A 25,770-nucleotide genomic window follows, 5' to 3' on the forward strand; every position below is an offset into this window, starting at 1 on the left:
TCAAAGTCGTCAATTGAAGTAAAACTTAAGGAGGTATTTATGCCAGATAGATTCCAGTTGACTCGGAATGCTCAATTTTATCGAAAAAATGCGAATTTCGATCCAGCATGGATAAAACAAATAATGGATTTAGCCTCTAGCAACTCAATTGAAAAAGATGTATTTATAATTAATGATTTCAGAGTAAACAGAGAATATAAGAACAATCTTAGATATACATATTCAGCCAAAGTTTTTAAATCTCAAAGGCCTGTATATTTCTTGGATGAGGATTTATCAGATACAATTTACGCATTTATAATTCTAATAGAAATAGAAAATTATATTGCCATCGTAAAAAAGAGCTGCTCAAACTTCTCCGAAATTTTAGATGGAAATTTCCAATTGGTTGAAAGCAAGGAAATTACATCAAAGCTAACAGATGACGTAGAATTTCAAAAGCTATCTATAAGAAATATGACTAATGCTGATAGCGCAATGCGGTCTCGTGCTTATGAAGCAACCAATTTGAACGGCTTGCTGTCTCTCCATGCAGCAGGTAGATCGATACCATACTTCCTAAAGCTCCGACAGGGACAAAATCTGAAAACAATTTCAGGAACCGGACGTGTAACCGAATTCTCTAGAAGAGAATCTATTGATGAAATATCCAGTTGGATCAAAAAACAGATTGACTTCATCAATTCGCCGTCTGTAGAAAATTTCCTTGATTCTTTTGCTGGAAAAACTGACATCAACGAGGTTCTCGGACACTGCGCGCCGAATGCAATATTAGTGGAAGCGGGATCTTTATTTGACAGAATTCGAAAAGACGATTTAGCTTTATCAAGAAATATAAGAGGATCGCTACAAAATATATCCACGAAGATGGAAAATTGGCTAGCACGGCGCTTAGAAAATGTTTACGAGATAGATACAGCGCTAAATATTATCGGAGCAAATGGCAGAATCAAGAAAAATAAAAACTCACTAACATTTAATTCCAAAATATTATCCAAAATCTATATTGGAGACACGAAAGAAAAAGAAACCCTACAAAGATTCATTATAAAAAATGGATTCTATAGCATTACTTTCACTAATCCAAAGTACATGTACTTTATGGGAGCATGCTTTGAAGATAAGTCTGGAATATCAGAAATTGATAGTATTCTAAATATGTTGCACCCTGTTCCCAACATGGGGAAAGTCAAATCAGAAAAAGGCACATTTAGACGAAACAGTCGAAACTTCTCAAAAGACTCCATGTTTCACTTAATTGAATCTCATCACAAAAAAGATGATTATATTTTTTGCGATGATTTGGGGAATGAATGGGCCGATCATATTACTATAAATCTTGAAAACACACAAATCTGCTTTATTCACTCTAAGCATGGAGAACTAAGCACATCTGCCAGCAAGCTTCATGAAGTTGTAGGTCAAGGTATAAAAAATCTAGGGAATATGTTTTTTGACGCTGAGAAAATAGACAACAAATTGAAAAATTCATTCTCAAAAAAATATACTTCATCCACCGGCGTAGCAACTAATATTTCCACGGCAAGAAAAGGCAACGAACTACAATTCAAAAACGACATGAGGAATGTTATGAAAGACTATAAATTAAATAGACGTTGTATTTTAAGTTGTTCTTTTTTATCAAAACAAAATATATCCTATGAGTTCAACAGGATGAAAAATGGCATTCCAGTAAAAGGGAATATTACACAACTTTTATGGATACTGTCTTCGTTCTCTCACGCTGCCAAAGAGATGAACATTCATCCCGAAATATACTGCAACCATTAATCTAACTTAAGCCAAAACTGTTTTATTGGATAGATTTCTCCCCATAAAAAAGCCCGCTTTGAGGCGGGCTATTAATATATTAGTATTAAATAATACGGTCCGTTAAAATCACTCCCACTCAATCGTCGCAGGCGGCTTGCTAGACACATCATAAGTAACGCGATTGATCCCGCGCACTTCATTGATGATCCGGTTCGACACCCGCTTGAGCAGACCATAAGGCAACTCAGCCCAGTCCGCCGTCATGAAGTCGCTGGTCTGCACCGCGCGCAGCGCCACGACGTAGTCGTAGGTGCGGCCGTCGCCCATGACGCCCACGCTCTTGACGGGCAGGAAGACCGTGAAGGCCTGGCTGGTCAGGTCGTACCAGGTCTTGCCGGTGGCATCGTCCACCCAGTTGTTCAGCTCTTCGATAAAGATGGCGTCGGCGCGGCGCAGCAGATCGGCGTATTCCTTTTTCACTTCGCCCAGGATGCGCACCCCCAGGCCTGGGCCGGGGAAGGGGTGGCGGTAGACCATGCCGCGCGGCAGGCCCAGGGCTACGCCCAGCTCTCGCACTTCGTCCTTGAACAGGTCGCGCAGCGGCTCGAGCAGCTTCAAGCCCAGCTGCTCTGGCAGGCCGCCCACGTTGTGGTGGCTCTTGATGGTGACGGCCTTCTTGCTCTTGGCGCCGCCCGATTCGATCACGTCGGGGTAGATGGTGCCCTGGGCCAGGAAGGTCGCGCCCTTGTGGCCGCCGTCGCCTGCTTTGAGCTTGTCGGCCTCGGCCTTGAAGACGTCGACAAACAGGCCGCCGATGATCTTGCGCTTGGCTTCTGGCTCGCTCACGCCAGCGAGCTTGCCCAGGAACAGGTCAGACGCATCCACACGGATGACCTTGGCGTGGAGCTTGCCTTCGAACATCTCCATGACCATGTCGCCTTCGTTGAGGCGCAGCAGGCCGTGGTCGACAAACACGCAGGTCAGCTGGTCGCCAATGGCGCGGTGGATCAGCGCGGCAGCGACGGACGAATCGACACCGCCGGACAGGCCCAGAATCACCTCTTCGTCACCGACTTGCTCGCGGATCTTAGCCACAGCTTCTTCGATGTAGTCACCCATGATCCAGTCGGCCTGGGTGGCGCAGATGTCGAGCACAAAGCGGTTGAGCAAGGCCTGGCCTTGCACGGTGTGCGTTACCTCGGGGTGGAACTGCACCGCGTAGTAGCGGCGGGCCTCGTCGGCCATGCCGGCGATCGGGCAGGATGGCGTCGAGGCCATGACCTTGAAGCCTGGCGGCAGCGCGGTGACCTTGTCGCCGTGGCTCATCCAGACCTTGAGCATGCCGTGGCCTTCGGGGGTGACGAAGTCCTCGATGCCCTTGAGCAGCTCGGTGTGGCCATGGGCGCGTACTTCGGCGTAGCCAAACTCGCGGCTGTTGGAGCCTTCGACCTTGCCGCCCAGCTGGGTGGCCATGGTCTGCATGCCGTAGCAGATGCCCAGCACGGGAATGCCCAGCTCGAACACGGCATCCGGCGCGCGGTCGTCCACTTCGTAGACGCTGGCATGGCTGCCGGACAGGATCACGCCCTTGAGCTTGCCGTCTGCGGCAAACTCGCGCACCCAGTCGCTGCTCACATCGCAGGGATGCACTTCACAGTAGACATGGGCTTCGCGCACGCGGCGGGCGATCAGTTGGGTGACTTGGGAGCCAAAGTCAAGGATGAGGATCTTGTGGTGTTGCATAGCAGGATCGTTGGGTTTGGATGGTGGAAAAACGGGGTGGATGGGTCAAAAATCGTCGGCCGCCAGCACGGTGATGCCGCATTGGCGGGCTGCTGCCACTTGCGCGGCATCAAAACTGGCCAGCGGCAAGCGCAGCGACTGCGCCAGCCACAGGTAGGCGGCATCGTAGACCGGCAGGCCGGTGGCCAAGGCCACATCCAGCACGGCCTTGTGCTGGGCGGGGGCCAGGTCATGGAGTTCCACCCGGTGGCGTATCGCATCGAGCACGCCCCAGAGACCTTCGACACTGCCCAGCGGGACACGGCCGCTGTTGGCCCCGGTGGCAATCAGGTTGCTGCATTCCCAGAACCACAGGTTGGGCGCTTGCGGATCCACCTCATGGCGGCGAATGCGGGCGTAGAGGCGCTGGGTATGGCTACTCGCCGCTTCGGGCAGCAGCCAGGCGGCGGTGACCGAGGCATCGAGCACAAAGGCGCTGAAGGCGGCGCTCATGCGGCGCTCCTGCCGCTGCGGCGCAGCTGGGGGACTGCATCCGCATCAGACGCCGGCGCAATACTGGCCTGCAACGCCTCGATCTGCGCCAGCTCCCGGGCAATCTGCTCGTCGGTGATCACCGGCTTGCGCCGCATCGGCAGCATGCGCACCACTTCCTTGCCGTGGCGCGTGATGCGCACTTCCTCGCCCTGCTCGACCAACTCGACCAAGGCAGAGAAACGGGTTTTCGCTTCGTAGATACCGACGCTGTGCATGGAAGTGGGTGACAAAAAATCTGTCCTGAACATCAATTCAGACCAGATTCTAGCATTCAGACCAGTTTTATGCCAATAGCTGGCACAAGAGGTGAGAATACAGCCCAGCAAACCAAAGGTTTGCGGTTGAGGCTAGGCGCGCAGCCGCAGGCAGTACTGAAGTACGAAAAGGCAAGCAACAACGCATCAAGGGTTGTGTTCTCGCCTCGAAAGGAGGAGCGCCGCGTCAGTGCAAGGTGGTGAGGTATACGCTGTCAAAGGTACAGGGTACGTGGTTCCGGGCTGATGGGTAAGCCGTGTATTGAGCACGTTTGCGCTGCCCTCCGCGCATCCAGATGGGACCCAGAATATTTTCAACCCCCTGGCTCCCAGCCGGGGTCTTTGCACTCGCCCGTGGCGCTCCAAAAACTAGATGGTGATCCTTTATGGGGTCAGTGAACGGCTATGCCGCCACATCGATCTGCCAGTTGGCCGATTGCAGCACCACATTGGTCTCGCGGATGCGGCGCGACAGATCATCGGCCTGCTTTTGCAAGCTGGCCACATTGATCTGCGGCAGCCATTTGATCTCGCGCTGGCTGTAGCGGTCCACATCCTTGTGCGTGGCGGCGATGGTGGCGACCAGCAGCGAATGCTGGGCGACCAGGGTATCGCGCTGGGCCAGGATATCGGCCAGCGGGCGGCCATCAGCCAAGCGGGCCGTCTCGTTGGCGGTGTTGATGGCGCGCACCAGCTGCTGCTGCGCGAGCAAGGTCGAGGTGGCCTCAGTGAGCAGGTCTTCGACTCGCTCCTTGGGCTGCTCGCCTTCTTGCACGATGGCATTGCGGGCAATGCGCTCACGCAGGGAGAGCAGCTTTTTCTTGTGGTCGGCTCTGAGCAACAGGGCTTCGGCAAGCTTCATCGGCATTCCTTGGAAGGAGTTCAAAAAAATGGCTGCCAGCGGCAGCCATTCTCGGGACCATCAGTCAGCGCGGTAGTTTGGAGCTTCCTTGGTGATCTGCACATCGTGCACATGCGACTCACGGATACCGGCTGCGGTGATTTCCACAAACTCGGCCTTCTCGTTCATCTCGGCAATCGATGCGCAACCGCAGTAGCCCATCGATGCGCGCACGCCGCCGGCCATTTGGTAGACGATGGCAACCATCGAACCCTTGTAGGGCACGCGGCCTTCGATGCCTTCGGGCACCAGCTTGTCGGCATTGGGGTTGCCGGTGCTCGATTCCTGGAAGTAGCGGTCGGCCGAGCCTTGCTGCATCGCGCCGATCGAGCCCATGCCGCGGTAGCTCTTGTATGAGCGGCCTTGGTAGAGGATCACTTCGCCGGGTGCTTCTTCGGTGCCGGCAAACATGCCGCCCATCATGATGGTCGATGCGCCAGCGGCCAGGGCCTTGGAGATATCGCCCGAGAAGCGGATACCGCCGTCAGCGATCAAAGGCACGCCGGTGCCTTGAAGCGCCTGGGCCACGCTGTCGACAGCCATGATCTGGGGCACGCCCACACCGGCCACAATACGCGTGGTGCAGATGGAGCCTGGGCCGATACCGACCTTGACCGCATCAGCGCCTGCCTCGACCAGCGCCAGCGCCGCTGCGCCGGTGGCGATGTTGCCGCCGATCACATCTACCTGGGGGTAGTTTTGCTTGACCCAGCGCACGCGCTCGATCACGCCACGGCTGTGGCCGTGGGCGGTGTCCACCACGAGGGCGTCCACACCGGCCTTGACCAGCAGGTCCACACGCTCTTCAGTGCCAGCGCCCACGCCAACGGCCGCCGCCACGCGCAGACGGCCAGCGCGGTCACGTGCGGCATTGGGGAAGGTGGTTTGCTTGGTGATGTCCTTGACGGTGATCAGGCCCTTGAGTTCAAAGGCATCGTTCACCACCAGAATGCGCTCGAGCTTGTGCTTGTTGAGCAAAGCCTTGGCAGCGGCGGGCGTGGTGTCGTCTTTTTCATTGACGGTCACCAGCTTGTCGCGCGGCGTCATGATGTCGCGCGCCTTGACGTCGTAGCGGGTCTCAAAGCGCAGATCGCGGCTGGTCACAATGCCAACCACCTTGCCGCCGTCGCAGACCGGGAAGCCGGAGATGCCCCGCTCCTCGGACAGCTGCATGATCTGCAGCACCGTGTGCTCAGGCGTGATCACCACCGGGTCGTGCACGACGCCCGATTCATGGCGCTTGACCTTGGAGACCTCGGCAGCTTGCTGCTCGGCGGTCATGTTCTTATGGATCACACCAATACCGCCCTCCTGAGCGATGGCAATCGCCAGTCTGGCTTCCGTGACCGTGTCCATGGCGGCAGACACCAGGGGCAGGTTCAGGCGGATATTGCGGGAGAATTGGGTGGCGAGAGAGACGTCCTTGGGCAGGACTTGGGAGTATGCGGGCACCAGCAACACATCGTCGAAGGTGAGCGCTTTTCCGATCAGGCGCATTGTGAAGGCTCCAAAAGAAAGATTCTACCGTCTTTTGTAAACAGCTTGCAGGGCAGCCGTATTACATCCCTTCGGCGCAAGCCTGTTATCTGCAACCAACAACTTCGTCTGGCGTTGACAATCGGCAAGCTACACTCGCCTTCTATGAAACTCATCAAGCTCCTTCTCCTCTCGGTAGCCATTGGCATTGGCGCGCCCGCCATGGCCCAATGGCAGTGGGTCGACAAAGACGGCCGCAAGGTCTTTAGCGACCGCCCACCGGGATTGGAGGTGCCGGAGAAGAACATCCTCAAGCGCCCCAAGGGCTATGGCTCGCTCAAGGGCATGCAGTCCTCGGGCACAGGCCCTGCGCTGCGCGAGGTCGCACCCGCGCCCCAGGAGGGCGAGTCTGGCGATGGCGCAGCAGCACCCGCCCCCGCTGCTGGGGCCGCCCCGGCTGGCGGTGCCGCCGCTGCCAAGGCCGCCACTGGCAAGGACAAGGAGCTCGAAGCCAAAAAGGCCGCTGACGCCAAAGCCAAGACCGATGCCGAAGCCGCAGAAAAAGCCAAGCAAGCGGCAGCCAAGGCCGACAACTGCAAGCGCGCCCAGCAGGCCAAGGCGATGTATGACACCGGCAAGGCCGTGCGCGCACCCAATGAAAAGGGCGAGATGGTGTTCCAGAGCGCCGAGCAGCGCGCCGCCGAGATCAAGCGCACCGATGAGGTGATCTTCAACAACTGCTGATCGCCCGTGCCCCACACCAAAAAGCCAAGCAGATGCTTGGCTTTTTTCCATGCGGCGATGGCCGCGCAATGGCGGTGAACCTTTTCTTTAAGCGCCGTAACCGGCCTTGGACTGCGGCCTGCGCCGGGCAAACAGGCCGGCGCCACGGGCGCCCTGCTTGGCAAAGCGCTCACGGCGCGCTTTCTTGGGGTCGACCTTGAGGGCTTCGTACAGCTCCACCCGATCCCCATCGGCCAGCAGCTGGCTGCGGGGCCGCACCCGGCCCCAGATGCCCGCATCCTGCGCATCGGCAAACACCTGGCCGGTTTGCTGGCCAGCCGCTGCCAGGGCCTGGGCCAGGCTGGCACCGGCGGCCAGCTGCAGTTGCACCGTCTGGGGCTGGCCGTTCTGGGCCCAGACCACCTCAATCTGCATCAGCGCGGCGCCCGCTGCGGTATCAGCCATAGATCTTCTCGGCCCGCTGGATAAAGGCATCCATCATCGTGGCGGCGATCTTGTCAAAAATGGGTCCGACCACGGCGGCGAGCGCCATGCTGTCAAAGCCATAGCTCAGGCTCAGCGACACCTTGCAGGCGCGCTGGCTGCCATCGCCCACCGGCTCAAAGCGCCAGTCGCCTTGCAGCTGCGAGAACGGCCCCTTGACCAGGGCCATCTGCAGCCGCTTGCCCGGCTCATAGGTGTTGCGGGTGACAAAGGATTTTTTGATACCCGCCAGCGCAATGCCGACCTCGGCGGTCACGCCATCGGCGTGCTGCTCGAGCACGCGCGCATGGTCACACCAGGGCAGAAAATCGGGATAGCGCGGCACATCGGCCACGAGATCGAACATCTCCTGGGGGCTGTACCAGATCAGGACGGACTTGTTGACAGTTTTCATGCAGACAGGAGAGAGGGCCGCAGCAGCAAACCGGCTGCCGCCCGAAACATTCATAAAATCATAGACCAGAACAAAAAGCGCAGCCCCCAGCAGCCCTATGGACTTGGGAAAGCCGTTTTGCCCCTAATATTGCAATTATGTCGAAGACGAACAACACCAACAGCCGCATAGCCGATAACAAGAAGGCTGCATTCAACTATTTCTTTGAGGAACGCTTCGAAGCGGGCATGGTGCTGCACGGCTGGGAGGTCAAGGCGCTGCGCGAGGGCAAGGCCCAGCTCACCGATGGTTATGTGCTGGTCAAGAATGGCGAGCTCTTTCTGATGGGCTGCCAGATCAACCCGCTCAAGACCGCCTCCACCCATGTCAGCCCCGATGCCGCACGCATCAAGAAGCTCTTGATGAAGAAAGACGAGATCAAGCGCCTGATCGGCAAGGTCGAGCAAAAGGGCTACACCCTCGTCCCCATCAACCTGCACTGGAAAAACGGCCTGGCCAAATGCGATATTGCACTGGCCAAGGGCAAGGCCGAACATGACAAGCGCGATGTGATCAAGGACCGCGAAGGCAAGCGCGAGGTAGAGCGCGCGATGAAGGTGCATAACCGTTGATAGACCAGATGGCCCAATGGCGGTTGCACCTGGGCGCCAGCGTAGAGACTTTGAACAGGTTCTAAGATAGCGGCTCCATCCTGACTGGAGACCCCGCCATGCACACACTGCTGCGGCTTGCACGCTTTGGCCTGGCCGCCCTGGTGCTCGCAGCCATCGGCCAACAGCTGTCCCTGCATGCCGCGCACGGCCTGCGTTTTGCCAACTTCTTCAGCTATTTCACGGTGCTGTCCAATCTGTTGGCGGCGCTGGTGCTGGTGCTCGGTGCCTGCACACCGGCGCGTGCTGAGCGCCCCTGGCTCAGCCAGTTGCGTTTTTTCTCTGCACTCAACATGGCCATTGTCGGCCTGGTGTTTGCCTTGCTGCTGCGCAACCTGGATGTCGGCCTGATGCAGGCCTGGATCAACAGGGTGCTGCACTACCTGATGCCGGTCGCCGTGGTGCTCGACTGGCTGCTCGCCCCGCCGGCCGCGCCGCTGGCACGCAAGGCTCTGGCCAAGGCGCTGGTCCTGCCGGCGCTTTACCTCCTCTACACCTTGCTGCGCGGCCAGCTGACGGGCTGGTACCCCTACCCCTTCCTGAACCCGGCCCATGTCGGTGGTTTCGGGGGTGTGGCGGCCTATGCGGCCACGATTGCGCTGGGTTTTGTGGTGCTGGGTAGTGGGCTGCTGGCTGCCGCCCAGGGCCTGGCTGCCAGCAAGCGCATGCGATAAGACCCGACACAGCGGGCCGGCAGCTGAGCGCGGTGTGTTCGAGGATGGGCATCTGTCCGACATGGCGGGCCAGCGCCCCCACCTATATTGAGGACACCATCAACCAACCTGGGTGCCGTCTATGTTCTCCAAGCTTGCTGTACTGGCCATTCCGCTGTCCGCCGTTCTTTTGACCGCCTGTGGCTCCATGCACCACAAAGCGTCGGATACGAGCACGCCAGTGCGATCCGCAGATGGCGTGCTCGTCGGCCCCGATGGCCGCACGCTCTACACCTTCACCAAGGACACCGCTGGCAGCGGTGCATCCACCTGCTACCAGCAGTGCGCCACCAACTGGCCGCCACTGGGCGTGGCTGCAGGTGCCAAGCCGATTGGTGACTTCAGCATCATCACCCGCACCGACAACACCCAGCAATGGGCCTACAAGGGCTGGCCGCTGTACTACTTTGCCAAAGACAGCCAGGCAGGCGACAAGCGTGGCGATGGCATGGGCGGTGGTGTATGGAAGCTGGCCAAGCCTTGATCGGCTAACGCCCTTCAGCTTTAGTGCAAACAACAAGAGGTGGCCTTGCGGCCACCTCTTTGCGTTGGGGCGCTCTGTCCAGCGCGCTGCTTATTTGGACTTGTCGCGCAGATTGCTGCTGTAGCGCTCCAGCCAGGTGGAGACCTTGCTCAAGGCCTGGCCGCCCTTGCCCAGCAGTTGCGCCAGCTCCGATTCGGCGCGCTCGCGCAAGGTTTCTTCGTTCTCGGGCAGCGGCGGCAGGATGTGGGCGAAATAGGTCTTGCCCAGCACGCGGTGCAGCAAACGCTCGCCGACAAAGGGCTGGTTGCCGTTCAGCGCCCGCGCGCCCTTGATGATGTTGCGGATGTCGTACTGCGTAGGACTGATGTCAGGCACCTGCTTGGGCAGGCCCAGCAAGCTGTAGACACCGATGCGCGCGGTGCGCACCGAGCTTTCCATCGTGAAGATGATGTCATTGCTGGTCTCGACAAACTGGCCGACCAAGGCCAGGTTGGTGCAGCCCTCGGGCACCACATGGGGCCGGTCGCCGGCGGCGCGGGGCATGAATTGCGCCGTGATGTAAGGCATCAAGGCCAGGCGCACCTTGGTGTTGGCCGCCACCGCATCGATCTGGTCGGCAATGCCCAGGTGGTAGCACAGCTCGGCCAGAATCTCGCGTCCCGTGCATTCGGGCATGGTCTTGGCGACATGGTTGCCCTTTTTGTCCATCAGCAGCGCATACACCCACAGCACCAGCACATCGCCGGGCTGGTCGGGAAAATGCGGCTGGCGGTTGCAGGTAAAGCTCATCACCCAGTTCGAATCGGTGAAGGTGATTATGCCTCCGGTCACCGTCTTGCCCGAGTACGGATCGTTGACCGACAGCTCCTTGAGCTTGTCGATCAGCGGCGAGGCTTTGCAGGTCAAGGTGGCCGACTCCCACATCGAGCCCTTCACATCGCCATAGAACTTCTCGGGCCGGCCAAACACCGGCGACTTGGCCGCCAAGCGCTTCCACAGGGTCCAGTCGCTGTCCTCACCCGGCTCCTCATTGCCGCGCGCCAGCACCGGCGCGGTGTCCAGGTCGCCATAGGCCGTGCCTTCGGTCATCGAGCCGGTCAGCGCAAACACCACATCATGGGGGCCGACGTCAATCTGAACCTTCTGACCCGCCGATTTGCAACGGATAGCGGTCACCGTGCGGCTGCCTGCTTCCTCGCGCATGTCCAGGTCGTAGGCGCGGGTGTTGAACTGCACCTTGACGCCCTTGTCCTTGAGCATGCGCGTCAGCGGCACGACAAAGCTGTCGTACTGGTTGTACTTGGGAAACACGAGCGCCGACATGTCGGTGAGGCCATCGATGGCGTCCAGGAAGCGGTGCATGTAGAGCTTCATCTCCAGCAGGCTTTGCCAGTTCTCGAACGCGAACATCGAGCGCCACAGGTACCAGAAATTGGTCTCCAGAAAACTGGCGCTGAAATAGGACTCGATGCTGATGTCGTCGAGTTCCTCCTTGCGCTTGAGCAGCAGCTTGACGATCTCCCACTGGTGCGCCTTGGTCAGACCCAGCGTCGAGAAATCGCGGATCTTGCCCTGCTGGTGCATCAGCCGGGCCTTGGACCAGTTCGGGTCGTTGTCGTTGACGAAGCGGTACTCGTCGAGCACGCTGTAGCCCTCGGGCAGCTCCAGCGCCGGCACGTCCTGGAACAGATCCCAGAAGTTGTCGTAGTTCCAGTTCATCTCGCGGCCGCCGCGCACGATATAGCCTTGCTCGGCATTGCCCGCGCCATCGAGCGAGCCGCCAGCCACATCCAGCGTATCCAAGATGGTGATGTCTTCGCCCGCCATGCCGCCGTCGCGGATCATGTAGAAGGCGGCTGCCAGGCCGGCAATGCCGCTGCCGATGATCCAGGCCTTGCGCCCCACGACCGGCGCGCCCAGCACCGGCCGGTTGCGCATATAGGCGCCCATCATGTCCGGTGGTGGCAGGCTGTCTTGCGGGCCCTTGCGCCAAAAGCCTTCGCCGATATTGGCCTCCACGCGGATTGAGGAGGCCTGGGAGTCTGCATGCGTCATGGTCTTGCCTTTCATGGATACCTGAGGATCACATGCCAAGGTATAGCACACCGATTCGCCAGGGCCTTTGACAGTCGGCAAGGGCCTACGTATTCACGCAGGCCCTCGTATGGCTCGCAAGCCCTGATGGCTTAGAGCTGCTAACACGACCCAGCAAACCGAAGGTTTGCGGTTGAGACTAGGCGTCCCCGACTAGGCGTCAAGCCGCAGGCAGTACAGACGTACGACAAGGCTTGGCGCGGCCGGCGCGGCAACGACGTATCAAGGGTTGTGGTAGCGGCTCTTAGTTCAGCGCCAGCAGCGGGTGCGCCTCAGCCGGCCAAGGGCTGGCAAACATCTGCGCCACTTCCTGCAGGTCCACCACTTCAATGCGGGCGGGGCTCCAGCGGGGATGGTGGTCCTTATCGACCGCCAGCGCGCGGATGCCTTCGAGCGTTTCGCTCTTGCGGTCGGGGCGCAAATAGAAGCAGTGGCGCACCAGGTCGCGCTCCATGCGCAGGTCTTCGGCCAGGCCCATGCCGCGTGCACGGCGGATCTGCTCGAGCACGACAAACAGCATCAGCGGCGAGCGCTTGCGCAGGGTCTCGGCGGTGGTGCGGGCAAAGTCGCTGCTGCCCGCCTCCAGCGCAGCGATGATGGCCGGCACATCAGCCAGGCCAAAGTACTGCGCGATCTCGGCATCGGGGTTGTTAGCACGTTCTGGTGCGGACGCCAAAGCGGCTTTGACAAAGGCTTCTACGGCCTGGCCGTTGGCAAAGCTGCCGCTGGCCAGCCCGTCCCACAGCGCCTGCTGCTGCGCACTCTCCAGGTAGCCATCGGCCAGCTGGTAGGCCAGCGCATCGGCCGCGCCAATCATCTGTCCCGTCAGGCCCAGGTACTCGCCCACATGGCCGGGGCAGCGCGAGAGGAAGTAGCCGCCGCCCACATCGGGGAACAGGCCTATGGCGGTCTCGGGCATGGCCATCTTGGTGCGCTCGGTGACGATGCGCAGGCTTGCGCCCTGGCTGATGCCCATGCCGCCGCCCATCACGATCCCATCCATAAAGGCGATATAGGGCTTGCCGAAATGGTGGATCAGGTGGTTGAGCGCATATTCCTCACTGAAGAAATCCTCCAGTTCGGGATTGCCTGCCATGCCGGCCGCATGCAAAAAGCGGATATCGCCGCCAGCGCAGAAGGCGCCAAAGGCGCCCTCCTTGTTGCTGCCCCGGATCGCTACGGCCAGCACCTTCTCGTCCTGCTGCCAGCGCAGCAGCACATCGCGCAGTTCGCGCACCATGGCCAGCGACAAGGCGTTCAGCGCCTTGGGCCGGTTGAGCGTGATCAAGCCCAGCTGACCACGCACTTCGCTTTGCACATCTTCGGTGTAGACCGACATAAGCATGACTCCTGATTCTTCTAAAAACAACCGCCACCATAGCCGAAAAACGGCGCGGGCTGCGGTCAATCAGGTGCCAAATCAGGCTACGGCGGCGCGGCTGTCCGTGATCTCGCGGATCACATCCAGGGCCATGCCGCCAGCAGCCAGCAGCGCCTGGCCGGCCTGCAGCTGCCAATAGCTTTCGCTGCCAGCCGTCTGGCGCCACAGGTGCAGGCGGCGGGTGTAGAGCTGCAGATCAAACTCGGTGGTAAAGCCGATCGCGCCGTGGATCGAATGCGCGAGCGATGCCACCTCCACCGCTGCCTCGCTGGTGCGCGCCTTGCCCACGGCCACCTTGAGCGGGTCTGCCGCGACGCCATCGGCCTCGCAGGCGATCTGCGCGGCCATGCGCGCGGCGCTCACATGCTCGGCCATCACCGCCAGCTCATGCTGGATCGCCTGGAACTTGCCAATCGGGCGGCCAAACTGCTGGCGCTCGTTGGCAAAGTTCAAGGTGCTCTCAAACACCGTCAGCAGGCTGCCCGCCAGCAAGGCCGACACCAGCCCGGCCTGGGCGACCAGCAACGACGCTGCGGCCGGCACCCGTGTGGCCGAGGCCAGCGCGGCTTCGGGCCAGTGCAGATCCGCATCGAGCACAAAAATGCTGGCACTGACCTGCGCGGTGGCCACCGGCAGCAGCCACAGATCAGCGCCCTGCTGGCCCAGCACCCAGGACGCTACGCGGGCGCCGCGCACACCGCTGGCCCGCAGGCCACCTTCGGCTGCCGCCAGCTTTGGCGTCAAGGCGATGGCGCCCTGCGGCAGCGCCACACCGGCAGCTGCCAGCCAGGCCCGCGCCAGCATGGTGTCTGCCAGCGGCAGCGGCATCGCGTGTTGGCCCAGCAAATCCCAGACACCAAAGGCATCGCGCAAGGCCAGGCCGGCGCCGCCAGCCTCTTCGCTCAGCAGCAGGTCGGCAAAGCCGGTGTCTTCAATCTGCTGCCACAGCGCCGCAGCGGCAGGGCTCTGGCCGGCAGCCACTTCGCTCTCGATCGCGCGCACCACAGCGGGCGTGCATTGCCCGGTCAGCAGGTCGCGCAGGGCCTCGGTAATCAAATGGTCCATCATCTTCTCCTTGCGCTCAACGCAGGCCCAGGCCGCGCGCGATCATGCCGCGCAAAATGCTGCGGGTGCCGCCGCGCAGCGTGTAGCACGGCGATACCAGGGTGAGGTAGTTCAGGGTCAGCAGCAGCTCGTGCGGCACGGCTTCGCCCTCCAGCGCCATCAGGTCATCGGCAATCGCAGCCGGTATGAACTGCTCCAGCACCGTGCCCTGGTCCTTGACCAAGGCGGCCTCGACGATGGGGCTCTGGCCCTGCACCAGCTTTTCCTGCACCGCCACCGACAGCGCACGCAGCGGCGCCAGGCGCGTCAGGATCTGGCCTGCCAGCTTCAGGGATTCGGCGCGCGGCGCCGCTTGCGTGCGCAAAAAGGCCAGCCACTGGTCCAGCAGCACCACCGACGAGAACAGGCGCTCGGGCCCACTGCGCTCAAAGGCCAGCTCGGCCGTCACCTGCTCCCAGCCCTGGCCTTCGGCGCCCACCAGCGCATCGGGTGCGAGCTGCACATTGTCAAAGAAGACCTCGCAGAAATGGCGGTCGCCCGACATGTCCTCGATGGGCCGCACCGTCACGCCCGGCAGGCTCAAATCGACGATCAGTTGCGACAGGCCTTTCTGGCGGTCCGCTGCTTCGCCCGAGGTGCGCACCAGCGCAATCATGTACTGGCAGTGCTGAGCGTTGGTGGTCCAGATCTTCTGGCCGTTCAGCAGCCAACCCGCATCGTTGGGCGTGGCGCGCGTGCGCACGCTGGCCAGGTCCGAGCCAGCATTGGGCTCACTCATGCCGATGCAGAAAAAGCTCTCGCCGCGCGCCACCTGCGGCACATAGCGCTGCTTTTGCGCCTCGGTGCCGTATTTCAGGATCAAGGGCGCGCTCTGGCGCTCGGCAATCCAGTGCGAGCCGACCGGGGCGCCAAAATTGAGCAGCTCCTCGACCACCACATAGCGCGCAAACGCACCCTGCGCGTGGCCGCCATAGGCGGTGGGAAAGGTCATGCCCAGCCAGCCCTTCTCGCCCAGCTTGCGGCTGAAGGCCGGGTCATACCCGCTCCAGGATTTGGCGCGGATATGGGCAGGAATGTCTTTGACCGCCTCTTGCAAAAAGGCCCGCACCTGGGCGCGCAGCGCTTCGCCTTCGGGCGGAATGCGCGTCAGCGCCAGTCCGTTCAAAATCGTCATGTTCTTCGCTTTCGTTCAATCCAGGGACACGCCCGTGCTCTTGACCACGCCGGCCCAGCGCTTGATCTCGCTCTGGATATAGTCGCCATAGGCCTGCGGCGTGGAGCCCAGCGGCTCGGTGCCCTGCAAGCGCAGTTTTTCCAGCACGCCGGGGTCCTTGAGCGCCTTCAAGATTTCGGCATTGAGGCGCTGCACCACAGCATCGGGCGTCCTGGCCGGCACCATCACGCCCTGCCAGGCGCCAGCCTCAAAGCCGGTCATGCCGCTCTCAGCCAAGGTGGGAGCGTTGGGAAAATTCGGAATGCGCTGGGCCGTGCTGACTGCCAGCAGCTTGAGCTTGCCGTCCTTGATGAAGGGCGCGACCGAGTTGATGGTGTCGGTCATGAACTCGATCTGGCCCGCTACCAGGTCCACATCAGCCGGGGCGCTGCCTTTGTAGGGCACATGGCTGGCGTCGATGCCATAGTGCTGCACCACCTGAAAGGCGGCCAGGTGCGTGACATTGCCGTTGCCGGCCGAGCCGTAGGAGAGCTTGCCCTTGTTGTCCTGCGCGTACTTCACCAGCTCTTGCACGGTGTTGGCGGGCACCTTGGGGTTGACCACCAGGCCCAGCGGCACCACCGCGGTCAATGCGACCGGGCGCAGGTCCTTGGCCACGTCATAGCTGAGCTTTTTGTACAGCGAGGGGCTGAGCGCAATCGACGAGGTGTTGTAGAGCACCGTGTAGCCATCGGCCGCCGCCTTGGCCACCAGCGCATTGCCGATATTGCCGTTGGCACCGGGCCGGTTGTCGACGATGACCGTCTGCCCCAGCTGCTGGCCCACCTGCTGGGCCAGCACGCGCGCCACCATATCGGTGGGCCCCCCCGGCGGGAACGGCACGACCAGGGTGATCGGCCGGCTGGGCCAGGGGTCCTGCGCCTGCGCAGCCCCACCAACAGCAACCAGCGCCAGGGCCAGCAAGGCGGAACGACGTACCAAACCATATTGCATCTTTGTCTCCTGTATGTGTTTTTTCATCTCACGCGGGTTGCTGTGATCGCCTAGCGCCCAGCGAGCAGGCGCACGGCGGTATAGACCATCACCTGCTCCTGGCGCTGGTTATAGACCTCGATGCGCGAGGTCACCACCGCCCGGCCGCCCTTGCTGGTCGGCTTGATATCGGTCACCTCCACCAGCGCCTCGATCGTGTCACCCACCACTACCGGGCCCAGGATCTTCTGGTGCAACTCCAGCATCGCCAGGCCCGTGCCCTGGATCATGCTTTGCAGGATGAAGCCTTCGATCAAGGTATAGGTGAGTGCACCGGGCACCGGCCGGCCGCGGATCGCGCCGCCGTCGTAGCCGTCTTCGATAAAGATGGCCTCGAGCATGCCGGTGGTATTGATGAAGTTAACCAGGTCGGTCTCCGTCACCGTGCGGCGGAAGGTGCGCAGCTGCTGGCCGACCTGCAGGTCCTGCCAGACAAAGCCCTGGCCCATGCGGGCAGTGCCTGCCAGTGCGGCGGCGCGGTTGTCGGTTGAAGAAATCCAGTTTTGGGCGGTCATGGCCTTGTTACTCTCAGAGGTTCATTCAGCGATGGAGGGCTGCAACGCCGCAATGCGGGCATCGTCCCAACCCACTTCGCGCAGCAGCTGCTCGGTGTGCTCACCCAGGCGCGGCGGCATGCCGATGGGCGCCTGCGCGCCATCGATGCGCACGGAAGAGCGCGGAAAACGCACGGTGCCCATGGCGGGGTCGTGCTGCTCGACAAAAAAGCCGGTGGCCTTGAGGTGCGGGTCACGCGGCAGGTCGTCCATGCGCGCGACAGGCGCCGCAGGAATCTCCAGCTCCTCGCAGGTTTGCAGCCAGTAGGCGGTGTCTTTTTGCGCGACATAGCTGCTCATGGTCTCCAGCAGGATCGCGATATGGCGGGTGCGCTGGGCCTGGGTGGCAAAGCGCTCGTCCTGCGCCAGCGCGGGCTGGCCCACGGCAGCAAAAAAGCGGCGCCAATGGCCATCGGTGTAGGGCATCATGCAGACATGGCCGTCCAGCGTCTTGTAGGGCTTGCGCCAGGGCGCCATCACGCGCGGGTAGCCAGCGCCGCTGAGCGCGGGCTCAAAATGCATGCCGTAGAAATGCTCGACCAGGTTGAAGCCCACCATGGTCTCGTACATCGGCACCTCGACAAAGCTGCCCTCTCCCGTGCGCTCGCGCTGGAACAAGGCCGCCATCACCGCATGCGCTGCGACCAGGCCACAGGTCTTGTCGGCCGCAATCGTGGGCAGGTAGCGGGCCTCGCCGGTCTGGCGCTCCATCAGGTCGGCCAGGCCGCTCATGCCCTGGATCACATCGTCGTAGGCTGGCAGGCCGGCATAGGGGCCGTCCTCACCAAAGCCATGCAGGCCCACATAGACCAGGCGCGGGTACTGGGCGCGCAGCCGCACTGGGTCGAGCCCCAGCTTGGCGAGCTTTTGCGGCCGCATGCTGTGCATGAAGACATCGGCAGTCTTGAGCAGCGCATGCAGCGCCGCCTGGGCCTCGGGCGCCTTCAGGTCCAGCACCACGCTCTTCTTGCTGCGGTTCGAACCCATGAACAGCGCGGACATGCCGGCTTCGGCCGCCGGCCCGGTGTAGCGTGTGGAGTCGCCGCCAGGCGGCTCGATCTTGATCACCTCGGCGCCGTAATCGGCCAGCACCTGGCTGGCCAGCGGCCCGAAAATCACGCTGGATAGGTCCAGCACCCGCAGGCCTGTCAATGCACTCAAGGCTTGTCTCCGTCGTTGTGGTGATAGCGATGAATGGCATTATTTGATATGTTTCACAACTGTGTCTATGTCGCAATTGACAGGTACTGATACACAGGAGATATCAATGGACTTGCGCCAACTGCGCCACTTTGTCACCCTGGCGCAAACCCTGAACTACCGCCAGGCCGCTGAGCAGCTGCATATGTCGCAGCCGCCGCTGTCGCAGTCGATCCGCAAGCTCGAAGACGACCTAGGGGTACAGCTGTTCGAGCGTGACCGGCGCGGCACGGTGCTGTCGGATGCAGGCCGGGCTGCGCTGGAGAGCGCCAAGCTTGCGCTCTACCATGCCCGGCAGGTACAGGCCGTGTCGCAGGCCACCGCCAGTGGCGAGCTCGGGCGCCTGCATATCGGCTTTATCGGCTCGGCCACGTTCTCGCTGATCCCCAAGCTGGTGCAGGCGTTTCGGGCCGCCTACCCGGCGATCGACCTGGTGCTGACCGAATCCACGACGCGCGAGATCTGCGCCCAGGTGGCCAGCGGTGATTTTGATGCCGGTCTGCTGCGCTATCCCGTCACGCAGGCCACCGAGCTGTCCATCACCCCCGTCGAGCCCGACCGCCTGATTGCCGCCCTGCCCGCTGGCAACCCGCTGCAGATCAAGGACAGCCTGCAGCTGATCGACCTGGCCGACCAGCCCTTTGTGAACTACCGCCCCAGCGAAGTGCCAGGCCTGCATGCACTGGTGGTGCTGGCCTGCCAGAACGCCGGCTTTATGCCGCAGATCAAACAGCATGCCGTGCAGGCGCAGACCTTGGTGAGCCTGGTGGGCGCAGGCCTGGGCGTGGCGCTGGTGCCGGCCGTGGTCGCAAAGGCCGCGACACCTGGCGTCATCTTCCGCGAGCTGACCGACACCCAGCATCTGCCCCAGATCGGCATTGCGCTGGCGCTGAACCAGCACCAACCAGTGGCCACGGCCCAGCGTTTGAAGGAGCTGCTGCTCAAGCTCCAGCCCATGGGCTGACTCCCCCAGAACGCAAAAAAGGCCGCAGATGCGGCCTTTGCTGGTGTTGGATCACGCCGCAGCGCAGATTATGCGTTTTCGCGCGATGCGCGCTTGCGGTCGTGTTCCTTCAGGTGGCGCTTGCGCACGCGCAGGCTGGTGGGGGTGATTTCCAGCAGCTCGTCTTCTTCGATGAACTCCACGCCGTATTCCAGCGACAGCTCGATTGGAGGCGTGATCTTGATCGCGTCTTCCTTGCCGCTCACGCGGAAGTTGGTCAGCTGCTTGGTACGCGTAGCGTTCACCACCAGGTCGTTGTCACGGCTATGGATACCGACGATCATGCCTTCGTACACGGGGTCGTTGGGCTTCACAAACATGCGGCCACGGTCGTCGAGCTTGCCCAGCGCGTAGGTGAAGATTTCACCGTCGTCCATCGAGATCAGCACACCGTTCTTGCGGCCGCCGATTTCGCCCTTGTGCGGCTCGTAGCTGTCGAAGATGTTGGCGATCAGGCCGGAACCGCGGGTCAGGTTCAGGAATTCGTTGGTGAAGCCGATCAGGCCACGGGCCGGAATGCGGTATTCCAGACGGACGCGACCGCGGCCATCGGGTTCCATGTTCACCAGCTCGCCCTTGCGCTCGCCCAGCGCTTGCATCACGCCGCCTTGGTGGCCTTCTTCGATGTCAGCCGTCACCAGCTCGATAGGCTCATGGCGCACGCCGTCGATCATTTGCATCACGACGCGTGGCTTGGACACGGCCAGCTCGTAGCCTTCGCGGCGCATTTCTTCGAGCAGAATGGTCAGGTGCAGTTCACCACGGCCAGCCACTTCAAAGATACCGTCTTCGTCGGTTTCCTTGACGCGCAGGGCCACGTTGGAGCGCAGTTCCTTTTGCAGGCGGTCCCAGATCTGGCGGCTGGTCACGTACTTGCCTTCACGACCTGCCAGAGGCGAGGTGTTCACGCAGAAGTTCATCGTCAGCGTCGGCTCGTCGATCTTGAGCATCGGCAGCGGCTGGGGGTTGGTCGGGTCGGTCACGGTCTCACCGATACCGATGTTTTCGATACCGCTGATCAGCACGATCTCGGAAGGACCGGCTTCGGTCGCTTGCACGCGGTCAATACCTTGGAAGGTGTGGACCTGGTTGATCTTGCCGGTGTAGCTCTTGCCATCCAGGCCGGCCATCACGGCCACCTGCTGGCCTGGCTTGAGCGTGCCCTGGGTGATACGGCCCACGCCGATACGGCCCACGAACGTGGAGTAGTCCAGCGCCGAGACTTGCATCTGCAGCGGTGCAGTCGCGTCGCCCTGCACCGATGGCACGTGTTCCAGAATGGTTTCGAACAGGGCCGACATGTCGGGGCCCCATTGCGCGCCTGGCTCGCCTTCTTCCTTGGACGACCAGCCGTTGATGCCCGAGGCGTAGACCACGGGGAAGTCCAGCTGTTCATCGGTCGCGCCCAGCTTGTCGAACAGGTCGAACGCAGCGTTGACGACCTTGTCAGGGTTGGCACCGGGCTTGTCGACCTTGTTGACCACGACGATGGGCTTCAAACCCAAGGCCAGGGCCTTCTTGGTCACAAAACGCGTTTGGGGCATGGGGCCTTCTTGCGCATCGATCAGCAGCACCACACCGTCCACCATGGACAGCGCGCGCTCCACTTCACCGCCGAAGTCCGCGTGACCGGGGGTGTCGAGGATGTTGATGTGGGTGTCGTTCCAGGACACGGCGCAGTTCTTGGCCAGGATGGTAATGCCGCGCTCACGCTCGATGGCGTGGTTGTCCATCACGGTGTCCACGACTTTTTCGTGTTCGGCGAAGGTACCAGACTGGCGCAGCAGCTGGTCCACCATGGTCGTCTTGCCATGGTCAACGTGGGCGATGATCGCAATATTGCGGATTTGTTTGCTCATGATGTTTCCAAAATGCCGCTGGCTTGTGGGCGCGGCGTTCCTTCCAAAATTTGTTGAATCTCGACGGGGCTTAGGAGGCGGTCGGGAATGAGCTCGCGCGCCCGGATGTGTGCCACACCCAAAAGCGCAGGAGGCTCTTCTCCATAAACGGCCACTGCATCGGCATCGGCCCATTCACCCCGCCGGCGCAAGCCGGACAAAAATCTGCCTGCATTATCACCATCGAGCGTGACACGGGTGTGCGCTGCCAGCAACGTGTCGACAGGCAACACGGTGTGCAGGCGCTCCGCATCGGGCGTCGCTTCCAGGGTTTGCAGGCTGATACAGCGGGACAGGTCGATCCCACCGGTTTCTATGCGGCGCAGGCTGCGCAAATGCGCGCCATAGCCCAGCGCCTGGCCAATATCCTCGGCCAGCGTACGCACATAGGTGCCCTTGCTGCAGCGCACCGTCATCTTGAGCGCGACAAAGTCCTGCTCTTCTTGCACACGCGACAGCGTCAGATGCAAGATGGTGACAGCACGCGGCTCACGCTCGAGCGTGATGCCGGCGCGGGCGTATTCGTAGAGTGCCTTGCCATCGCGCTTGAGCGCGCTGTACATGGGTGGCACCTGGCTGATGGGGCCGGTAAACCGGGCTGCCACGGCGTCCAGGGTCTCGGGCGTCAGCGCCTCCCCATCCACCTCCCAGGTCTGCAGCACCTCGCCCTCGGCGTCGCCGGTGGTGGTGGTAGCACCCAGGTGCACCAAGGCCTCATAGGTCTTGGGGGCATCGAGCTGCAATTGGCTGAACTTGGTGGCCGCGCCAAAACACAGCGGCAGCACACCCGTAGCCAATGGGTCTAGCGTGCCGGTATGGCCCGCTTTTTCGGCGCGCAGCAGCCACTTCACTTTTTGCAAAGCGTCGTTGCTGGACAAGCCAATGGGTTTATCGAGCAGAAACACCCCGTGCACAGGGCGCCGCTGCACCCGTGTGCGAGAGGCATGCATGCGATCAGCCTTCCTCGGGTCCGCGCGATGCCACGGCCTTGGCGATCAAGGCATTCATGTCGGCGGCACGCTCGGTGGTGCGGTCGTAGATGAAGTGCAAGGTCGGCACGGTGTGGATATGCAGGCGCTTGAACAGTCCATTGCGCAAGAAGCCAGCTGCCTGGTTCAGTGCGTCCTGGGTCTGGTCGGGGTCACCGATCAGCAAGCTGAAATAGACCTTGGCGTGGGCATAGTCAGGCGTCACCTCAACGGCTTGCAGCGTCACCATGCCCACACGTGGGTCCTTCAACTCACGGGCGATCAGCTCCGACAGATCGCGCTGGATCTGGTCGGAGACTTTGAAGCTGCGATTGGGCGCAGCAGTTTTCTTGCGAGTTGCCATCGGAAATTACAGCGTACGAGCGATTTCCTTGATCTCAAAGACTTCCAACATATCACCTTCTTTGATGTCGTTGTAGTTCTTGAGCTTGATACCGCACTCGAAGCCTTCCTTGACTTCCTTGACGTCGTCCTTGAGGCGGCGCAGTGAGTCGATCTCACCGGTGTAGATGACCACGTTGTCGCGCAGCAGACGGAAGTGTGCATTGCGGGTAACGTGACCCTGGGTGATGTACGAACCAGCCACCGTACCGATCTTGGAGGCCACGAACACGGTGCGGATCTCGGCCATACCGATGATCTCTTCGCGTTGCTCGGGAGCGAGCATGCCGGACATGGCCGCCTTCAACTCATCGACAGCGTCGTAAATGATGTTGTAGTAGCGGATATCGACATCGTTGCTCTCGGCGGTCTTGCGCGCTTGCGCATCGGCACGCACGTTGAAACCGATCACGATCGCCTTGGAGGCCAGCGCCAGATTCACATCCGACTCGCTGATACCGCCCACGCCGGTGTAGACCATCTGCACCTTGACCTCGTCGGTCGACAGCTTGAGCAAGGAGGCAGCCAGTGCTTCTTGCGAACCCTGGGTGTCGGCCTTGATGATGATCGGCAGCGACTGCACGTTGCCCGCACCCATTTCGGCGAACATGTTCTCCAGCTTGGCCGCTTGTTGCTTGGCCAGCTTGGTGTTGCGGAACTTGCCAGCGCGGTAGGTCGCGATTTCACGGGCGCGGCGCTCATCGGGCAGCACCATGAAGTCGTCACCAGCCTGCGGCACATCCGACAGACCCTGGATTTCCACGGGCAGCGATGGACCGGCTTCCTTGGCGACCTTGCCGTCTTCGTCGACCATGGCACGCACGCGGCCATAGGTTTGACCGGCCAGCACGATATCGCCCACCTTCAAGGTACCGGACTGCACCAGCACTGTGGCCACCGGGCCGCGGCCCTTGTCCAGCTGGGCTTCGATCACCAGACCCTTGGCATTGGCTTGCACCGGCGCCTTGAGTTCCAGCACTTCGGCCTGCAGCAGCACTTGCTCGAGCAGCTCGTCAATGCCTTGGCCGGTCTTGGACGACACGGCCACGAAAGGCGAGTCACCACCGTATTCTTCGGGCACCACCTGCTCGACCACCAGCTCCTGCTTGACGCGTTCGGGGTTGGCATCGGGCTTGTCGGCCTTGGTGATGGCCACCACGATAGGAACACCAGCGGCCTTGGCGTGCTTGATCGCTTCCTTGGTCTGGGGCATCACGCCGTCGTCGGCAGCGGCCACCAGAATCACGATGTCGGTCGACTGTGCACCGCGGGCACGCATGGCCGTGAAGGCCTCGTGACCAGGGGTGTCCAGGAAGGTGATCATGCCGCGTGGGGTTTCCACGTGGTAGGCACCTATGTGCTGCGTAATGCCGCCGGCTTCGCCCGCAGCGACCTTGCTGCGGCGGATGTAGTCCAGCAGCGAGGTCTTGCCGTGGTCGACGTGGCCCATCACGGTCACGACCGGCGCGCGTGGCAGCGCTTCGGATTCGGCCTGGGATTCTTCTTCGGCGGTGAACGCTTCCGGATCGTCCAGTGCGGCAATATGTGCCTTGTGGCCCATTTCTTCCACGACGATCATCGCGGTGTCCTGGTCCAGCGGCTGGTTGATGGTGACCATCTGGCCCATCTTCATCAGCGACTTGATCACTTCGGACGCCTTGATGGCCATCTTGTGGGCCAGCTCGGACACGGTGATGGTCTCGGGCACATAGACGTCGAGCACGCGTGCTTCCACCGGCGCAGCCGATTGCGCGCCACGGTGGTCGTTGCGGTCATTGCCGCGACGGCCGCCACGGGGGCCCGAACGCCAGTTGTTGCCGCGACCGGCCACACCACCCGAGGAATCACCACGGGTCTTGAGTTCTTTCTTCTTGCCGTTGCTGTCGTTCTGGTTGCTCCAGCTCGAGGACAGCTTGGCCGACTTGACTTCCTTGTTGCCAGGCGCTGCACCAGCGGCAGGCTTGGCCGCGCCAGTGCCGGTCGTGGCAGGCTTGTGCAAGGTGCCCTTCTTGGCATCAGCGGCCTTGACTTCCTTCTTCTCTTCCGAAGGCTTCTTGGCCACCAGCACCTTCTTGGGCGCGTTCATCATGGCGCGAATGGCTTCGGCCTCGGCCAGGGCCTTGCGGCGGCGCTCGTCCAGATCGACAGCGCGCGCGGTTTCCTCCGCCTCACGGGCCTTGGATTCGTCTTCGGCCTTTTTCTTGGCTTCAGCCTGGGCTTCGTTGCGGGCGGCCAGCTCCTGGGCGTGGCGGCGCGCAGCTTCTTCCTGCTCGGCAGCTTCCTGGGCCTTGCGCTCTTGCGTCTTGGCCACGTAGGCAGCGGCGCGCTCTTCAGCCTCACGCTCCTTGCGCTCGCGCTCTTCGCGCTCAGCGCGCTCGGCACGCTGCTGCACCAGATCAGCTTCTTGCTTGCCGATCAGGTCGGCTTCGCGACGGGCTTCCTCTTCGCGCTTAACCAGGTCAGCCTTGTGTTCGGCTTCCTTTTGCTTGGCTTCGGCGTGCTTGAGTGCTTCGTCGGAATCGGCCTCAGCCACTTCGTCACGCTTGACGAAGGTGCGTTTTTTGCGCACTTCCACCTGGATGGTGCGTGCCCGGCCCGTGGCGTCGGCTTGTTTGATCTCGCTGGTAGATTTCTTGGTCAATGTGATCTTCTTGCGGTCTGCAGCGCCGTGGGCGGCCTGCAGATGGGACAACAGCGCTTGTTTGTCCGTTTCAGTCAGTGCATCGGATGCATCGTGCTTGGACACGCCTGCGGCTTGCAGTTGTTCCAGCAATGTATCCGGTGATTTCTTGAGTTCAACAGCGAACTCGGCGACAGTATTACTCGACATATCTTGTTCCGTGCCTCCTG

Annotated in this window: 24 protein-coding genes; 6 read left to right on the plus strand and 18 right to left on the minus strand. The window is 61.0% G+C overall.

Going from position 1 to position 25,770, the window contains the following annotated elements; genetic code table 11:
* Positions 1-39 precede the first annotated feature (39 nt).
* Positions 40-1,791, plus strand: coding sequence for a hypothetical protein (locus N4T19_RS06100; RefSeq protein WP_260719695.1), 1,752 nt, complete (start codon positions 40-42; stop codon positions 1,789-1,791).
* A gap of 108 nt (positions 1,792-1,899) precedes the next feature.
* On the opposite strand, the gene guaA is transcribed toward N4T19_RS06100, so the two are convergent.
* From guaA to guaB, 5 genes are all read right to left on the minus strand, one after another.
* A complete protein-coding gene (guaA, locus tag N4T19_RS06105) occupies positions 1,900-3,516 on the minus strand; it encodes a glutamine-hydrolyzing GMP synthase (protein ID WP_260719696.1) in 1,617 nt (538 codons plus the stop codon).
* Positions 3,517-3,561: 45 nt separating this feature from the next.
* Complete coding sequence (locus tag N4T19_RS06110) at positions 3,562-4,008, minus strand: type II toxin-antitoxin system VapC family toxin (RefSeq protein WP_182342012.1); 447 nt, start codon at positions 4,006-4,008, stop codon at positions 3,562-3,564.
* Entirely contained in the window at positions 4,005-4,265 is a 261-nt protein-coding gene (locus N4T19_RS06115) for a type II toxin-antitoxin system Phd/YefM family antitoxin (RefSeq protein WP_116924086.1), read from the minus strand. The genes N4T19_RS06110 and N4T19_RS06115 overlap by 4 nt, the downstream gene beginning before the upstream one ends.
* Before the next feature lie 442 nt (positions 4,266-4,707).
* Entirely contained in the window at positions 4,708-5,166 is a 459-nt protein-coding gene (locus N4T19_RS06120; RefSeq protein WP_182342015.1) for a DIP1984 family protein, read from the minus strand.
* A gap of 60 nt (positions 5,167-5,226) precedes the next feature.
* Positions 5,227-6,702 carry an IMP dehydrogenase gene (gene guaB, locus N4T19_RS06125; RefSeq protein WP_021027258.1) on the minus strand — a complete coding sequence of 492 codons (1,476 nt, stop codon included), beginning with the start codon at positions 6,700-6,702 and terminating at the stop codon, positions 5,227-5,229.
* Between the two features lie 144 nt (positions 6,703-6,846).
* Between guaB and N4T19_RS06130 the strand changes: the two genes are divergently transcribed.
* Positions 6,847-7,425, plus strand: coding sequence for a DUF4124 domain-containing protein (locus N4T19_RS06130; protein ID WP_260719697.1), 579 nt, complete (start codon positions 6,847-6,849; stop codon positions 7,423-7,425).
* A gap of 87 nt (positions 7,426-7,512) precedes the next feature.
* Here N4T19_RS06130 and N4T19_RS06135 read toward each other — a convergent pair whose 3' ends face one another.
* Positions 7,513-7,869, minus strand: a complete 357-nt coding sequence (locus tag N4T19_RS06135) for an RnfH family protein (protein WP_116924089.1) — start codon at positions 7,867-7,869, stop codon at positions 7,513-7,515.
* Positions 7,862-8,302, minus strand: a complete 441-nt coding sequence (locus N4T19_RS06140) for a type II toxin-antitoxin system RatA family toxin (protein ID WP_116924090.1) — start codon at positions 8,300-8,302, stop codon at positions 7,862-7,864. The genes N4T19_RS06135 and N4T19_RS06140 overlap by 8 nt, the downstream gene beginning before the upstream one ends.
* A gap of 137 nt (positions 8,303-8,439) precedes the next feature.
* On the opposite strand from N4T19_RS06140, the gene smpB reads away from it, so the two are divergent.
* The 3 genes from smpB (at position 8,440) to N4T19_RS06155 (ending at position 10,149) form a co-directional block, all read left to right on the plus strand.
* A complete protein-coding gene (gene smpB / locus N4T19_RS06145) occupies positions 8,440-8,913 on the plus strand; it encodes an SsrA-binding protein SmpB (RefSeq protein WP_021027262.1) in 474 nt (157 codons plus the stop codon).
* A gap of 98 nt (positions 8,914-9,011) precedes the next feature.
* Complete coding sequence (locus N4T19_RS06150) at positions 9,012-9,626, plus strand: Pr6Pr family membrane protein (protein ID WP_260719698.1); 615 nt, start codon at positions 9,012-9,014, stop codon at positions 9,624-9,626.
* A gap of 187 nt (positions 9,627-9,813) precedes the next feature.
* On the plus strand, positions 9,814-10,149 hold the full coding sequence (locus tag N4T19_RS06155) for a COG4315 family predicted lipoprotein (RefSeq protein WP_232539365.1): 336 nt from the start codon (positions 9,814-9,816) through the stop codon (positions 10,147-10,149).
* 90 nt (positions 10,150-10,239) lie between these two features.
* Here the strand turns inward: N4T19_RS06155 and N4T19_RS06160 are convergent, their stop codons facing one another.
* From N4T19_RS06160 to N4T19_RS06190, 7 genes are all read right to left on the minus strand, one after another.
* Complete coding sequence (locus N4T19_RS06160) at positions 10,240-12,204, minus strand: oleate hydratase (protein WP_260719699.1); 1,965 nt, start codon at positions 12,202-12,204, stop codon at positions 10,240-10,242.
* 283 nt (positions 12,205-12,487) lie between these two features.
* On the minus strand, positions 12,488-13,582 hold the full coding sequence (locus N4T19_RS06165) for an enoyl-CoA hydratase/isomerase family protein (protein WP_116924093.1): 1,095 nt from the start codon (positions 13,580-13,582) through the stop codon (positions 12,488-12,490).
* Positions 13,583-13,663: 81 nt separating this feature from the next.
* The gene (locus tag N4T19_RS06170) at positions 13,664-14,692 is read right to left on the minus strand and encodes an acyl-CoA dehydrogenase (RefSeq protein WP_260719700.1); all 1,029 of its coding nucleotides are present in this window, start codon (positions 14,690-14,692) and stop codon (positions 13,664-13,666) included.
* Between the two features lie 13 nt (positions 14,693-14,705).
* Entirely contained in the window at positions 14,706-15,863 is a 1,158-nt protein-coding gene (locus N4T19_RS06175; protein WP_116924095.1) for an acyl-CoA dehydrogenase family protein, read from the minus strand.
* 15 nt (positions 15,864-15,878) lie between these two features.
* Positions 15,879-16,856: a Bug family tripartite tricarboxylate transporter substrate binding protein gene (locus N4T19_RS06180; protein WP_182342033.1), complete on the minus strand. Its 978-nt coding sequence runs from the start codon at positions 16,854-16,856 to the stop codon at positions 15,879-15,881.
* A gap of 50 nt (positions 16,857-16,906) precedes the next feature.
* Entirely contained in the window at positions 16,907-17,344 is a 438-nt protein-coding gene (locus tag N4T19_RS06185; protein WP_407928857.1) for a MaoC family dehydratase, read from the minus strand.
* A gap of 87 nt (positions 17,345-17,431) precedes the next feature.
* A complete protein-coding gene (locus N4T19_RS06190) occupies positions 17,432-18,610 on the minus strand; it encodes a CaiB/BaiF CoA transferase family protein (protein ID WP_182342035.1) in 1,179 nt (392 codons plus the stop codon).
* A 106-nt stretch (positions 18,611-18,716) separates the two neighbouring features.
* Here N4T19_RS06190 and N4T19_RS06195 point away from each other — a divergent pair, with 106 nt between their 5' ends.
* Positions 18,717-19,613: a LysR family transcriptional regulator gene (locus N4T19_RS06195; RefSeq protein ID WP_260719701.1), complete on the plus strand. Its 897-nt coding sequence runs from the start codon at positions 18,717-18,719 to the stop codon at positions 19,611-19,613.
* 68 nt (positions 19,614-19,681) lie between these two features.
* On the opposite strand, the gene typA is transcribed toward N4T19_RS06195, so the two are convergent.
* Genes typA through infB form a run of 4 tightly spaced genes read right to left on the minus strand, consistent with a single transcriptional unit; the run spans position 19,682 to position 25,750 of the window.
* Positions 19,682-21,511, minus strand: coding sequence for a translational GTPase TypA (gene typA, locus N4T19_RS06200; protein WP_116924100.1), 1,830 nt, complete (start codon positions 21,509-21,511; stop codon positions 19,682-19,684).
* Positions 21,508-22,500: a tRNA pseudouridine(55) synthase TruB gene (gene truB / locus N4T19_RS06205; protein ID WP_116924101.1), complete on the minus strand. Its 993-nt coding sequence runs from the start codon at positions 22,498-22,500 to the stop codon at positions 21,508-21,510. Before truB ends, typA begins: the two co-directional genes overlap by 4 nt.
* 4 nt (positions 22,501-22,504) lie before the next feature.
* Positions 22,505-22,882, minus strand: coding sequence for a 30S ribosome-binding factor RbfA (rbfA, locus tag N4T19_RS06210; RefSeq protein WP_021027862.1), 378 nt, complete (start codon positions 22,880-22,882; stop codon positions 22,505-22,507).
* Between the two features lie 6 nt (positions 22,883-22,888).
* A complete protein-coding gene (gene infB / locus N4T19_RS06215) occupies positions 22,889-25,750 on the minus strand; it encodes a translation initiation factor IF-2 (protein WP_116924102.1) in 2,862 nt (953 codons plus the stop codon).
* Positions 25,751-25,770 lie beyond the last annotated feature (20 nt).

This window comes from Comamonas squillarum (assembly GCF_025309455.1).
Lineage (GTDB): Bacteria > Pseudomonadota > Gammaproteobacteria > Burkholderiales > Burkholderiaceae_C > Comamonas > Comamonas squillarum.

Excerpts from the sequence above, each read along its gene's own strand:
- N4T19_RS06150 (WP_260719698.1), top strand. The coding sequence starts at position 9,012 with ATGCACACACTGCTGCGGCTTGCACGCTTTGGCCTGGCCGCCCTGGTG.
- N4T19_RS06100 (WP_260719695.1), top strand. The coding sequence starts at position 40 with ATGCCAGATAGATTCCAGTTGACTCGGAATGCTCAATTTTATCGAAAA.
- guaB (WP_021027258.1), bottom strand. The coding sequence starts at position 6,702 with ATGCGCCTGATCGGAAAAGCGCTCACCTTCGACGATGTGTTGCTGGTG.
- guaA (WP_260719696.1), bottom strand. The coding sequence starts at position 3,516 with ATGCAACACCACAAGATCCTCATCCTTGACTTTGGCTCCCAAGTCACC.
- rbfA (WP_021027862.1), bottom strand. The coding sequence starts at position 22,882 with ATGGCAACTCGCAAGAAAACTGCTGCGCCCAATCGCAGCTTCAAAGTC.
- N4T19_RS06170 (WP_260719700.1), bottom strand. The coding sequence starts at position 14,692 with ATGATGGACCATTTGATTACCGAGGCCCTGCGCGACCTGCTGACCGGG.
- N4T19_RS06120 (WP_182342015.1), bottom strand. The coding sequence starts at position 5,166 with ATGAAGCTTGCCGAAGCCCTGTTGCTCAGAGCCGACCACAAGAAAAAG.
- N4T19_RS06165 (WP_116924093.1), bottom strand. The coding sequence starts at position 13,582 with ATGTCGGTCTACACCGAAGATGTGCAAAGCGAAGTGCGTGGTCAGCTG.
- N4T19_RS06160 (WP_260719699.1), bottom strand. The coding sequence starts at position 12,204 with ATGACGCATGCAGACTCCCAGGCCTCCTCAATCCGCGTGGAGGCCAAT.
- infB (WP_116924102.1), bottom strand. The coding sequence starts at position 25,750 with ATGTCGAGTAATACTGTCGCCGAGTTCGCTGTTGAACTCAAGAAATCA.
- N4T19_RS06130 (WP_260719697.1), top strand. The coding sequence starts at position 6,847 with ATGAAACTCATCAAGCTCCTTCTCCTCTCGGTAGCCATTGGCATTGGC.
- smpB (WP_021027262.1), top strand. The coding sequence starts at position 8,440 with ATGTCGAAGACGAACAACACCAACAGCCGCATAGCCGATAACAAGAAG.
- N4T19_RS06135 (WP_116924089.1), bottom strand. The coding sequence starts at position 7,869 with ATGGCTGATACCGCAGCGGGCGCCGCGCTGATGCAGATTGAGGTGGTC.
- N4T19_RS06180 (WP_182342033.1), bottom strand. The coding sequence starts at position 16,856 with ATGCAATATGGTTTGGTACGTCGTTCCGCCTTGCTGGCCCTGGCGCTG.
- truB (WP_116924101.1), bottom strand. The coding sequence starts at position 22,500 with ATGCATGCCTCTCGCACACGGGTGCAGCGGCGCCCTGTGCACGGGGTG.
- typA (WP_116924100.1), bottom strand. The coding sequence starts at position 21,511 with ATGAGCAAACAAATCCGCAATATTGCGATCATCGCCCACGTTGACCAT.
- N4T19_RS06155 (WP_232539365.1), top strand. The coding sequence starts at position 9,814 with ATGCACCACAAAGCGTCGGATACGAGCACGCCAGTGCGATCCGCAGAT.
- N4T19_RS06175 (WP_116924095.1), bottom strand. The coding sequence starts at position 15,863 with ATGACGATTTTGAACGGACTGGCGCTGACGCGCATTCCGCCCGAAGGC.
- N4T19_RS06115 (WP_116924086.1), bottom strand. The coding sequence starts at position 4,265 with ATGCACAGCGTCGGTATCTACGAAGCGAAAACCCGTTTCTCTGCCTTG.
- N4T19_RS06185 (WP_407928857.1), bottom strand. The coding sequence starts at position 17,344 with ATGGGCCAGGGCTTTGTCTGGCAGGACCTGCAGGTCGGCCAGCAGCTG.
- N4T19_RS06195 (WP_260719701.1), top strand. The coding sequence starts at position 18,717 with ATGGACTTGCGCCAACTGCGCCACTTTGTCACCCTGGCGCAAACCCTG.
- N4T19_RS06140 (WP_116924090.1), bottom strand. The coding sequence starts at position 8,302 with ATGAAAACTGTCAACAAGTCCGTCCTGATCTGGTACAGCCCCCAGGAG.
- N4T19_RS06110 (WP_182342012.1), bottom strand. The coding sequence starts at position 4,008 with ATGAGCGCCGCCTTCAGCGCCTTTGTGCTCGATGCCTCGGTCACCGCC.